This is a genomic window from Streptococcus sp. KHUD_013, assembly GCF_052588545.1.
Window position 1 is genome coordinate 397,066 of the sequence record NZ_CP186264.1, and the last position, 11,848, is coordinate 408,913.

General features: G+C 43.9%; 14 protein-coding genes. 9 read left to right on the top strand and 5 right to left on the bottom strand.

Going from position 1 to position 11,848, the window contains the following annotated elements; genetic code table 11:
• Positions 1-64: 64 nt before the first annotated feature.
• The 3 genes from ACOXXR_RS01750 to ACOXXR_RS01760 are packed head-to-tail and all read right to left on the bottom strand — an operon-like array spanning position 65 to position 2,394.
• Positions 65-472, bottom strand: coding sequence for a hypothetical protein (locus ACOXXR_RS01750; protein ID WP_445278861.1), 408 nt, complete (start codon positions 470-472; stop codon positions 65-67).
• Positions 453-1,355: a phosphodiester glycosidase family protein gene (locus ACOXXR_RS01755; protein WP_445278619.1), complete on the bottom strand. Its 903-nt coding sequence runs from the start codon at positions 1,353-1,355 to the stop codon at positions 453-455. Before ACOXXR_RS01755 ends, ACOXXR_RS01750 begins: the two co-directional genes overlap by 20 nt.
• Complete coding sequence (locus ACOXXR_RS01760) at positions 1,342-2,394, bottom strand: glycosyltransferase (protein ID WP_445278620.1); 1,053 nt, start codon at positions 2,392-2,394, stop codon at positions 1,342-1,344. Before ACOXXR_RS01760 ends, ACOXXR_RS01755 begins: the two co-directional genes overlap by 14 nt.
• 277 nt (positions 2,395-2,671) lie before the next feature.
• Here ACOXXR_RS01760 and rpsF point away from each other — a divergent pair, with 277 nt between their 5' ends.
• The 4 genes from rpsF to ACOXXR_RS01780 all read left to right on the top strand — a co-directional run bounded on the left by rpsF (position 2,672) and on the right by ACOXXR_RS01780 (position 4,484).
• Positions 2,672-2,962, top strand: a complete 291-nt coding sequence (rpsF, locus tag ACOXXR_RS01765; RefSeq protein WP_006595679.1) for a 30S ribosomal protein S6 — start codon at positions 2,672-2,674, stop codon at positions 2,960-2,962.
• A gap of 26 nt (positions 2,963-2,988) precedes the next feature.
• Positions 2,989-3,483: a single-stranded DNA-binding protein gene (locus ACOXXR_RS01770; RefSeq protein ID WP_006595680.1), complete on the top strand. Its 495-nt coding sequence runs from the start codon at positions 2,989-2,991 to the stop codon at positions 3,481-3,483.
• Positions 3,484-3,524: 41 nt separating this feature from the next.
• Positions 3,525-3,764: a 30S ribosomal protein S18 gene (rpsR, locus tag ACOXXR_RS01775; RefSeq protein ID WP_000068664.1), complete on the top strand. Its 240-nt coding sequence runs from the start codon at positions 3,525-3,527 to the stop codon at positions 3,762-3,764.
• Between the two features lie 207 nt (positions 3,765-3,971).
• Complete coding sequence (locus tag ACOXXR_RS01780) at positions 3,972-4,484, top strand: GNAT family N-acetyltransferase (protein WP_445278621.1); 513 nt, start codon at positions 3,972-3,974, stop codon at positions 4,482-4,484.
• A 44-nt stretch (positions 4,485-4,528) separates the two neighbouring features.
• Here the strand turns inward: ACOXXR_RS01780 and ACOXXR_RS01785 are convergent, their stop codons facing one another.
• Both ACOXXR_RS01785 and ACOXXR_RS01790 read right to left on the bottom strand, forming a co-directional pair.
• A complete protein-coding gene (locus tag ACOXXR_RS01785) occupies positions 4,529-5,203 on the bottom strand; it encodes a DUF1129 family protein (protein WP_445278622.1) in 675 nt (224 codons plus the stop codon).
• 28 nt (positions 5,204-5,231) lie between these two features.
• Positions 5,232-6,176 carry a magnesium transporter CorA family protein gene (locus tag ACOXXR_RS01790; protein WP_445278623.1) on the bottom strand — a complete coding sequence of 315 codons (945 nt, stop codon included), beginning with the start codon at positions 6,174-6,176 and terminating at the stop codon, positions 5,232-5,234.
• A gap of 121 nt (positions 6,177-6,297) precedes the next feature.
• Between ACOXXR_RS01790 and uvrA the strand changes: the two genes are divergently transcribed.
• The 5 genes from uvrA (at position 6,298) to nusB (ending at position 11,680) form a co-directional block, all read left to right on the top strand.
• Complete coding sequence (uvrA, locus tag ACOXXR_RS01795) at positions 6,298-9,123, top strand: excinuclease ABC subunit UvrA (protein WP_445278624.1); 2,826 nt, start codon at positions 6,298-6,300, stop codon at positions 9,121-9,123.
• Positions 9,120-10,187 carry a M24 family metallopeptidase gene (locus ACOXXR_RS01800; protein ID WP_287516850.1) on the top strand — a complete coding sequence of 356 codons (1,068 nt, stop codon included), beginning with the start codon at positions 9,120-9,122 and terminating at the stop codon, positions 10,185-10,187. Before uvrA ends, ACOXXR_RS01800 begins: the two co-directional genes overlap by 4 nt.
• 85 nt (positions 10,188-10,272) lie before the next feature.
• Positions 10,273-10,833 carry an elongation factor P gene (gene efp / locus ACOXXR_RS01805; RefSeq protein ID WP_006595686.1) on the top strand — a complete coding sequence of 187 codons (561 nt, stop codon included), beginning with the start codon at positions 10,273-10,275 and terminating at the stop codon, positions 10,831-10,833.
• A gap of 36 nt (positions 10,834-10,869) precedes the next feature.
• The gene (locus tag ACOXXR_RS01810) at positions 10,870-11,259 is read left to right on the top strand and encodes an Asp23/Gls24 family envelope stress response protein (protein WP_006595687.1); all 390 of its coding nucleotides are present in this window, start codon (positions 10,870-10,872) and stop codon (positions 11,257-11,259) included.
• Positions 11,252-11,680 (top strand): transcription antitermination factor NusB, encoded by a 429-nt coding sequence (nusB, locus tag ACOXXR_RS01815; RefSeq protein ID WP_048691133.1) that lies wholly within the window; start codon positions 11,252-11,254, stop codon positions 11,678-11,680. Before ACOXXR_RS01810 ends, nusB begins: the two co-directional genes overlap by 8 nt.
• The last annotated feature ends 168 nt before the right edge of the window (positions 11,681-11,848 follow it).

Sequence of the window (11,848 nt, forward strand, 5' to 3'; positions counted from 1 at the left end):
GTTCATGTATTAGGTTAATCAAAAAAACGTCCGTTTCATTTTAGAAACGGACGTTTTGAATGTTTTAAGCTGTTTTCTCCACCCAGACACTTCGGACAAAGAAGAGGCTGATAAGGGCAAGGGCTAGGAAGATCCCTGCAACATAATAGTAGGGCTGGTCGAGAGTTGTAGAACGACCAGAGAGCTTAACAATGCCTCGGTAGAGGGCTCCAGCAGTTGCCGTGGCAACTGCTGAGTTCCAAAGATTGAGAGTGAGTCGAGAAAGGCCTTTTACCACTAGTTGCAGAGCCACTAGCAGGGTGCCGCCGATCAAAGGAATCAAGAAGAGGTAGTGCATGAAGGCAGAGGTTTCGCCAAAACTAAAGTGTTCGTAGATGCGACTTCCGACGAAGAAGAAAGCTGAAATCAGACTGTACCAGAGGATGGTCTTTTTCAACCGTTGTTTGATAGGATTAGTAACCGATGTAGACAATGTCACTCACCGCCCTTTCTGAGATAGTACCATTTGTAGTTGGTTTGTTCATAACTTGGCCATTGAAGTAAAGTGTAGAAGATCCACCACCATCCAGGTTGTAGGCTGTTTTGACGCCATACGATTTCATCACTTCCGCTAATTGGTAGAGAGACAGGCCTTCACTCTCTGAAGTCCGGCCGTCCGAGACGACAATGATGTAGTGGTTTTCATCGATGATCCCAATCGCTGTCCGTGGATTTGATGCCATAGATTGCCCGACCTCTGAGTTAGTATCAACGACAATTTCCCCATCTTCAACCAAGGAAGGTCCGAAGGCAAGGAGATTAACAACCCCGTCTTTGACCAACTGATCCGCAGAGATCTCATCTTCGTAGATAATTTTGAAGGATCCATCCTTGTAAATGGCCAGGTCACCATTGCTTGAATCTTCCCGAACGGTATCGCGGTAGACCACTCCATTTCGGATGACATAGCCGGTGCTATTAGCTCCATAGTAGTCTCCATTGACGGCTAGAATGGCATTGTTCTCAGCTGCAGTGACGGAAGTTTTAGCCGTCACATTGGTCCCATAGGTATTTTGCGCAAAAGCAGTTTTTAGGTAGTCAGAAGAGCTAACCGTAATATCTGCAATGTAAACCTGAGTGTTTTCAACTGTTTTTTCTGTCAGGCTTACCTGGATATTGTCATCGGAGTAACTGGTATCTGTTGTGGTAGCAGAGGCTGCTGCCTCCTCAGCCGCCTTGGTATCAGTGGTCGTAGCTTTGACTGTTTGGATAGCATCCGATAAGACAAAGGTCTTGAGCATAGAATAGCTGAAGGAGCTTGTTAGCAGGATGCCGAAACAAGCAGCATAGGTATAAGATTTTTTAAAGAATTTCATGAGTAGGTGCAGTCCTTTCCTTGAAAATGATTTTTTTCTGAATCAACCATGAGACGACGAAGAGCAAGAGTCCGACGATCACTTTGCTGAGGAGCAAATGGAGACCAAAGCTTGTATAGAAGAGTCGAATCAAGAGCGTATCGAGAATAAAGAGTCCAATCGCAAGTCCCAAGTAACCACTTCCGGTTCGAGCCAGGCTGTCTTTGTTCTTAAAGACTAGACGTTTGTTGGTCGAGTAGTTAAAGATGGAGCTGGCCACACGAGCGATCCCGTTTGCAAGGAGGATCCGAAGACTAATCGGCACAGCCATCATCACGAAAAGGAAGAAGGCATAGACCAGGTAATCCACGATAAAGCTACTCAGGGAAGAGAGGGCAAACTTGAACATGTCCTTGTAGATCATGAGACCGTCGCGAATAGGACGGAAGTGGGACCCTTCATTGTCATTGATATAGACTGTTTCAATCGGGACTTCCAAGATGGGAAAGGCCTTGCTAGCTGCGAGGAGCACATTCATTTCGTACTCATACCGTTGTCCCTCGATATCTAACATAAAGGGGATCATGTTGGTTGTAAAGGCTCGAAGGCCAGTCTGCGTATCTGTCACAGCGACCCCTGTTTGTTGCTTGAACAAGAAGCGGGTCAATTTATTTCCAAAAGCAGAACGCAAAGGAACCTTGCCTGAAAAGGCGCGTGCCCCTAGAACCAATTGGTTGGGATTTTCTTGCGATTGATTGGCTACGCGGAAGATATCCCAAACCTTGTGTTGACCATCAGCATCGGCAGTAATGACTGTTCCATATTGCCCTTGCTCTTGAATGTAGGTGTAGGCTGTTTTGAGAGCCCCTCCTTTTCCAAGGTTGGTTTCGTGGTGAAGGACTGTAGCTAGCCCGTCTAACTTTTCAAAAATCGCTTGGCAGTCCTCAGAACTACCATCGTCCACAACGATAATGGAGAAGTCACATTTTTCTCTCAGTTTTTTTACCAGTTTGAGAAGTTTTTGATCGGGTTGATAAGCGGGGATGACTAAATAATTCATAACCGTTCCTCGTTTCTTGTTTGTGGTGAAGGTAGTATAACGGCCCTTTCTTAAAGCTAACTGATATCAGTTTTCTTTAAGGAAAGGGAGAGATTTCCTTGTTGTAAAAAAGGACAGAAAATAATAGAAGAAAAATAAATCTTTTCGAAAAGAATGTAGAGAAGGTATTTTCACTTGCCTTCTATCCCGAAGTCTGGTATAATAGTTTCTTGTGAGCAAACCTCACTTACCCCTTGCAAAGACTTGGGGTCATTAGACCAAAAGGAGGAACATATCAATGGCTAAATACGAAATTCTTTATATTATTCGTCCAAACATTGAAGAAGAAGCTAAAAACGCTTTGGTAGCACGCTTTGACTCTATCTTGACTGACAACGGTGCAACTGTTGTTGAATCAAAAGATTGGGAAAAACGTCGTCTTGCATACGAAATCCAAGATTTCCGTGAAGGACTTTACCACATCGTAAACGTTGAAGCGAACGACGATGCAGCTCTTAACGAGTTCGACCGTCTTTCAAAAATCAACGGTGACATTCTTCGTCACATGATCGTAAAAGTTGACGCGTAAGCCCTAACGAATAAAGAAGGTGACTAATGATTAACAATGTTGTACTTGTAGGTCGTATGACTCGAGATGCTGAACTTCGTTATACCCCTCAAAATCAGGCTGTTGCGACATTCTCACTCGCGGTTAACCGTAATTTTAAAAACCAAAATGGTGAACGAGATGCGGACTTTATCAACTGTGTGATTTGGCGTCAACAAGCTGAAAATTTAGCGAATTGGGCTAAAAAGGGTGCCTTAGTTGGGATTACAGGTCGTATCCAGACTCGTAATTATGAGAATCAGCAAGGTCAACGTGTTTATGTCACTGAAGTCGTAGCGGACAGCTTCCAATTGTTGGAAAGCCGCGCGAATCGTGAAGGACAAGCAGGTGGTGGTTATGCTTCAGCTGGAGGATTTGCAGGAAATGCAGCTCCAAGCTTTGGAGGATCTGAACCATCAAACGCAACACCAAACTTTGGACGTGATGACAATCCATTCGGAGCTAATCCAATGGACATCTCGGATGACGATCTACCATTCTAAGAATGGGTTTAACGAATTAAAACTATAAAGGAGAAATAAACATGGCTCAACAACGTCGTGGCGGATTCAAACGCCGTAAAAAAGTTGATTACATCGCAGCAAACAAAATTGAATATGTTGATTACAAAGATACTGAGCTTCTTAGCCGTTTCGTTTCAGAACGTGGGAAAATCCTTCCTCGTCGTGTAACTGGAACTTCAGCGAAGAACCAACGTAAAGTAACAACAGCTATCAAACGCGCTCGCGTAATGGCTTTGATGCCTTTCGTAAACGAAGATTAAAGAAAAGACCCGGGTGGGTCTTTTTTTCACGAGTCTGGAAATGTAAGAGCGAGTTGAGGTCCAGTGGACCTCTTTTTCAGACCCTTTTGGATTTTTTTTGCTAGCATAGAAATGTGATAGTGAGTTAGGTCCGTGTGAAGCTCTTTGACCTTTCCCAAGCTCTAATTATGCTATAATGATGGGGAGAAAGGTATCAAGGAGCGCAACATGAAGGAAGGTGTAATCATCAGGAGGATGATAAAGGCAGATATTGAGCACATCTCTCAAGCCTTTATCCACCAAGGGTGGCCAGGTAGAGAGGATATCTTGACTAGCTATTTTCAAGAGCAGGAGAATAGAGAGAGGGACGTATTAGTAGCTGAGTCGGATGGATTTGTGGCAGGCTATATCACTATATTGCCTGCTGCTAAGCACGGCCCTTTCGTGGGAGTCTATCCTGAACTATCTGATTTTAATGTTTTTGAACCATTTAGAAATCGAGGGATTGGGAATCAACTCATAGAGGAGGCAGAAAAAAGAGTCCGGCTACTATCAGAGATTGTTACTTTAGGGGTTGGTTTACACTCGGGTTATGGCCCAGCTCAAAGACTGTATGTCAAACGGGGCTATATCCCAGATGGATCTGGAGTTTGGTTTAGGGATCAGCCCTTGGACCCTTACAGTTCTTGTGAAAACAATGATGACTTAGTCCTCTATTTTTCAAAAAGGTTGAACAGGTAAATACAGTAAAAACAAAAACGGATGAAAACTTCATCCGTTTCTTTTTAGCGTCGTTGAGGTGCTGTATTGGCGCTCTTGATATTGTATTTTTTCTTCAAATAGTAGCGGAGGAGAAGAGCCCCACCACCGAGTAAGAGCATGAACCAGTTTGGTACACGCGGATTGAGGAATTGTGGGAGCAAAGCAGTGACCATGAGAATCACAACCCAAAGAATCATGGCTAACATTAGGATAGGAAGTGACTTGGTTAAAGCAGGCCGTTTCATTCCACGTTTAGAAACTTCGTAGTATTGGTAGAAGTAGTAATACATCAAATAGAGCACAACCCCTCCAGCCAAGCTACCAAGAGTCAATGTGAGGAGTCCATAAGTGGTTCCCTGAGGAGCAAATAAGTTCATGAAGGCTGAAATGGCAGCAAAGAGACCAAAGACGAGAAGGAAAGAATCTGTGATCATGAGATGAGGAGCATCATTCTCTTTTGGATGCTCTTTTTCGTAGCGTTCCTGATCACTAAAAGCATTGGCCCAAACAGTTGGCGCTCCAAAGAGAGTTCGCGCCGTCACACCTTTTGGTTGGTTTTCAAAGATAGTTGGAAGAATTTCTTCAATCAGGCTAGTAGCCTCTTCTTCTGTTTTGCCGTTTTCAATCAATTGGTGTTTAGCGATGCGAACGAATTCTTGATTTTTTTTACTTAATTGGGTCAAATCAAATTGAGACATAAATACTCCTTAGTGTTATTAGTAGGTGTTAGAACCATTTTTTATGGATGAGGTAGACAACGAGCGATCCGGTCATGGCAAAGGCAATAAAGATAATGAGCCAGAAAGCATTAGGTTCTCCGTTGAGGGGGAGATCATTGTTCTTAAAGTTCATGCCATAAGCCGAGAAGATCATGGTTGGGATGGACATGACGATGGTCACCATGGCCAAGGTTTTCATGATATTGTTCTGGTTGTTGGAGATGATTGATGCGAAGGTATCTGTCATAGAGTGGAGAATGTTTCCATAAATATCTGCCATCTCAATGGCCTGTTGAGTTTCGATCAAGGTATCTTCCAACAAGTCCTCGTCTTCCAGGTATTTCTTGATGTTACTAGTGGCACTGGTCAATTTCTTGATCACGCGCTCATTGGTTTTCAGAGAGGCCTTAAAGTAGACGATGGTTTTTTCTAATTCCATCAGCTCAATCAGCTCTTCATTACGCGTTGATTTGTGCAGTTGACTTTCAATCTGTTCACTCTTACGATCCAGGGTACGAAGTGCGGTCAAGTAGAGCTCAGCATTGCGATAAAGGATCTGGAAGATGAAGCGGGATCGCATGAAGGTATAGAAATTCCGCAAGCGACGATTGATAAAGGTGTCTAGGAGAGGCAACTCTTCCAAGCAAGTGGTGATGATAGTCTCTTCTGTTAGGATAATTCCCAAAGGGATGGTGACATAGTAGGTCTGATTGTTCCGCTCTTCCTTGATGGGAACGTCTACGATGATCAAGGTATATTCATCTTCGATGGTCATACGGGACATTTCTTCCGCATCGAGTGGTGCCCGTAAGTCGGCAATATCAATGTTAAAAGCAGAGGCGATTTCCATCGATTCACTTTGGGAAGGATTGACAAGGTTGATCCAGCTACCGGGTTCCAGTGTCTCTATTTCTTTAAATTCAGTCGTTGTCGATAAAAAGACCTGTTTCATGGTGCCTCCCCTTGTTTTTTTACACCTTAACATTATAACAGAAAAATCACGCTTTTGGATAAAAGAATGCTGAAAAATTTGATATAATGAAGGATAAATAAATTGATGAAAAGTGGAAGAAATGCTCGATAAAATTGTCATTCATGGAGCGCGTGCTCATAATTTAAAAAATATTGATGTTGAAATCCCTCGAGATAAGCTGGTCGTGGTCACTGGTCTATCAGGTTCTGGGAAATCGAGCTTAGCCTTTGACACTCTCTATGCGGAAGGACAAAGACGTTATGTAGAGAGCCTGTCAGCTTATGCTCGTCAGTTTTTAGGAAATATGGAAAAACCCGATGTGGATTCGATTGATGGCCTAAGTCCAGCCATTTCCATTGACCAAAAAACAACCAGCAAAAATCCGCGGTCAACGGTTGGAACGACAACAGAAATTAACGATTACTTACGCCTTCTATATGCTCGTGTGGGGACTCCTTACTGTATCAATGGCCATGGAGCGATTACGGCTTCTTCGGTCGAGCAGATTGTTGACCAAGTTTTGGAATTGCCAGAGCGCCAACGCCTGCAAATCTTAGCGCCCATCGTTCGTAAGAAAAAAGGCCAACACAAGAATATCATCGAAAAGGTGCAAAAAGACGGCTATGTCCGAGTACGGGTGGATGGCGAGATCTTTGATGTGACGGAGGTCCCAGAATTATCCAAAAGCCAGCAGCACACAATTGAGGTTGTCGTAGACCGGATTGTCATCAAAGATGGCATTCGGTCCCGTCTCTTTGATTCGGTCGAGGCGGCCCTTCGGATCGCAGATGGCTACGTGGTCATCGATACCATGGACGATAATGAACTGCTCTTTTCAGAGCATTACGCTTGCCCGGTTTGTGGCTTTACCGTCCCTGAGTTGGAACCTCGTCTCTTCTCCTTTAATGCCCCCTTTGGCTCTTGTCCGGATTGTGATGGACTAGGGATCAAGCTAGAGGTGGACTTGGATTTGGTTGTTCCAGATGCTAGCAAGACTCTCCGTGAAGGAGCGCTTGCACCTTGGAATCCGATTTCTTCTAACTACTATCCTCAGATGTTGGAACAGGCCATGATCCAGTTTTGGATTGATATGGACAAGCCCTTTGAAGACTTGTCTCCAGAAGAGCGGCACTTGGTTTTCTATGGTTCTGAGGGCAAGGAATTCCATTTTCATTATGAGAATGAATTTGGTGGGGTTCGCGATATTGACATTCCTTTTGAAGGGGTCGTTACCAATATTAATCGCCGTTACCACGAAACCTCTAGCGACTTTACCCGCAACCAGATGTTGTCCTACATGAATGAATTGACTTGTGCTACCTGCCATGGTTATCGCTTGAATGACCAGGCCTTGTCTGTCCGAGTAGGAGGAGAGAAGGGGCTACATATCGGGCAAATTTCTGACTTGTCCATTGAGGACCATCTCAAAGTAGTAGCTAATCTCAAATTAAGCAAGAATGAGGAGACTATTGCGCGTCCGATTCTCAAAGAAGTCAAGGATCGCTTGACCTTCTTGAACAATGTTGGCTTGAGCTATCTGACTCTATCTCGCTCGGCTGGGACTCTATCAGGGGGAGAGAGTCAGCGGATTCGCTTGGCGACCCAGATCGGCTCCAACCTCTCTGGTGTCCTCTATATCCTGGATGAGCCTTCGATCGGTCTTCATCAGCGGGACAATGACCGTTTGATTGCCAGTCTTAAGAAGATGCGCGATTTGGGCAATACCTTGATTGTCGTCGAACACGATGAGGATACCATGAGAGAGGCTGATTACCTGATCGACGTCGGTCCAGGAGCCGGTGTCTTTGGTGGCGAGATTGTTGCGGCTGGAACACCTAAGCAGGTAGCTCGCAATAGCAAATCCATCACCGGTCAGTACCTCTCTGGAAAACGGGCTATCCCCGTACCAACGGAACGGCGGGTAGGTAACGGTCGCTTTATCGAGCTAACAGGGGCCGCTGAAAACAACTTAAAAGAGGTGACAGCACGCTTCCCGCTGGGCAAGTTCATTGCTGTAACAGGTGTTTCTGGCTCAGGGAAGTCCACCTTGGTCAACAGTATTTTGAAAAAAACGCTGGCTCAAAAATTGAATCGTAATTCAGAGAAACCAGGAAAATACAAGACTATTTCAGGAGTTGAGCACATTGATCGACTGATTGATATTGATCAAAGTCCGATTGGCCGCACTCCACGCTCCAATCCAGCTACCTATACGGGTGTATTTGACGACATTCGTGACCTCTTTGCCCAAACCAATGAAGCCAAGATTAGAGGCTACAAAAAAGGCCGCTTTAGTTTCAACGTCAAAGGAGGCCGGTGTGAGGCTTGTTCGGGAGATGGTATTATCAAGATTGAGATGCATTTCCTACCGGATGTCTATGTACCGTGTGAAGTCTGCCATGGGCGACGCTACAACAGTGAAACCCTAGAAGTTCACTATAAAGAAAAGAATATCTCCCAGATTTTGGACATGACCGTCAATGATGCGGTGGATTTCTTTAAACATATTCCAAAGATTAATCGCAAATTACAAACCATCAAGGATGTCGGCTTGGGCTATGTGACCTTAGGACAACCGGCAACGACACTTTCAGGAGGAGAAGCCCAGCGGATGAAGTTGGCTTCTGAGCTTCATAAGCGTTCGACAGGTAAGTCTTTTTATATTTTGGATGAGCCTACAACAGGTCTTCATACCGAAGACATCTCTCGTTTGCTCAAGGTTTTGGAACGCTTTGTGGATGATGGCAATACCGTTTTGGTCATTGAGCACAACTTGGATGTCATTAAGACAGCGGACCATATCATCGACTTAGGCCCTGAAGGTGGAGTCGGTGGTGGTACCATTATTGCGACAGGAACACCAGAAGAGGTAGCTAGCAACCCAGCTAGTTTTACAGGACAGTATTTGAAAGGGAAATTACAATGAACCAACGAATTACAAATCTACGAACTAAAATGAAGGCACAGGATTTAAAAGCTGTCCTCATTAACAACTTAAAAAATGTTTACTATTTGACCAATTTCTGGGGATCAAATGGGACTGTTTTGGTGACAGAAGAGCGCGTGGTTCTCTTCACTGATTCACGCTATACCATTCATGCCCATGCGACTTGTTTCCCCTTTGTTGAGATTGTGGAGACCCGCAATGAATTGGAAGAAGCGGCAAAAATTGTCAAAGACGCAGCGATCCAAGAACTTGGCTTTGAGGATGAGATCACAGTTGGCTACCATACCCGTCTAGCGACCGCTTTCTCAGGAGTCGCTCTAAGAGCCTTGTCTGATTTTGTAATGGAGTTTCGTTTGATTAAAGATGAGACAGAAGTAGCAACCATCCGCAAGGCCTGCAGTATTTCAGATCAAGCCTTCCTAGACGTGCTGGAATTTATCAAGGTTGGGCAAACAACAGAGTTAGAAGCGGCGACCTTCCTGGATTTCAGAATGCGGGAATTGGGGGCTTCAGGTGTATCCTTTGATATCATCTCCGCTGCGGGAGAGCGCTCTGCTATGCCCCATGCGACTCCAAGTGATCGCATCATCTCTCCTGGAGATGCCTTGACTTTGGACTTTGGCTGTCTCTATAACCATTACGTCAGTGATATGACCCGGACCATTTATGCAGGTCATGTCAGCGACAAGGAAAGAGAAATTTACGAAACGGTCTTGAAAGCCAACCAAGCTCTCATTGCTGAAGCCAAGGATGGACTCGGTTTCCGTGATTTTGATAAAATTCCTCGAGATATTATTGAGGCTGCAGGATACGGTCAGTACTTTACTCATGGAATTGGTCATGGAATTGGCTTGGATATCCATGAAGAGCCTTACTTCAGCCAAACTTCCAAAGAAGTTATCAAGGCCGGCATGGTCTTGACAGATGAGCCAGGGATCTACATTGAAGGCCTGTCTGGTGTTCGGATTGAAGATGATCTCTTGATTACGGAAACCGGTTGTGAAGTCTTGACCTTGGCACCGAAAGAATTGATTGTGATCTAAGGAAATTTGCAGAGACAGATTTGAGAAATCTGAGCATTTGTGATAAAATAAAGAGTAATATATTTTTAAAAAGAGGTATGAAAACATGATTGAAGCAAGTAAGTTGAAAGCTGGTATGACCTTTGAAACAGCTGATGGAAAATTGATCCGCGTTTTGGAAGCGAGCCACCACAAACCAGGTAAAGGAAACACGATCATGCGTATGAAATTGCGTGATGTTCGTACTGGTTCAACTTTTGATACAAGCTACCGTCCAGAAGAAAAATTTGAGCAAGCTATTATTGAAACTGTACCAGCTCAATACTTGTATAAAATGGATGATACAGCTTACTTCATGAATACTGAAACATATGACCAATATGAAATTCCTGTTGTCAATGTTGAGAACGAATTGCTTTACATCCTTGAAAACTCAGAAGTGAAAATCCAATTCTACGGAAGTGAAGTGATTGGGGTGACGGTTCCTACAACTGTTGAATTGACAGTTGCTGAAACTCAACCATCTATTAAAGGTGCTACAGTTACAGGTTCTGGTAAACCAGCTACAATGGAAACAGGTCTTGTGGTAAACGTTCCAGACTTCATCGAAGCAGGACAAAAATTGATTATCAATACAGCTGAAGGAACTTACGTTTCTCGTGCCTAATCAGCTCTAAAATAGGTCTGATAGAAAGGAACTTCTATGGCAACTGAACAATACGGCGAAATCGTCATTGCACCTCGTGTGCTAGAAAAAATTATTGCGATTGCGACTGCAAAAGTAGATGGTGTTCATTCTCTTGAAAACAAGAGTGTATCGGATAGCCTTTCAAAACGTGCTCTAGGACGTGGGGTTTACCTTCGTACACAAGAAGATGGTCAAATCTCTGTTGATATTTACCTTTATCTAGAGTATGGTGTAGCAGTCCCTAAAGTAGCGGTTGCGATCCAAAAAGCAGTAAAAACAGCTGTCTACAATATGGCAGATGTCACCTTGGATGATGTCAATATCCATGTGGTTGGAATCGTGACTGAAAAAGCAGCGAAACCTGATTTGAAAGATTTGTTTAATGAGGATTTCCTCAATGACTGATATTTTATTTGAATCACGTCGTGATCTACGGGAGCGTGCCTTTCAAGCTCTAATGAGTTTAGAGTATGAAGGGGACGTTGTAGAAGCGTGTCAATTTGCTTTTACTCATGACAAAGAGGAAACTGACCAGGAAGTGGAAATTCCAGCTTTTCTACTCAATTTGGTATCTGGTGTTCGTCAATCAAAGGATGAATTGGATCAACAGATTGCCCAACACTTGAAAACTGGATGGACCGTCGAACGCTTGACTCTAGTGGAGAAAAACATTCTTCGTTTGGGTGTGTTCGAAATCACTTCCTTTGATACCCCTCAGCTGGTTGCAGTGAATGAAGCAATTGAATTAGCTAAAACATTTTCAGATGAGAAATCTGCTCGGTTTGTGAATGGTGTCTTAAGTCAATTCGTAACGGAAGCAGAATAAGATAGAAAAGAAACCACCTTTGAGGGTGGTTTCTTTTTGAGTATAGAGCTTTGCTTGATCATGATAAGGAAAAAGACTGGTACAAAAGTTCGGTCTTCTCAATTGACTTTGGATTGTCTAACAAGACGCAGTGGTTGAGTGGGCTCTACTGCGCTGATTTTATCAGCT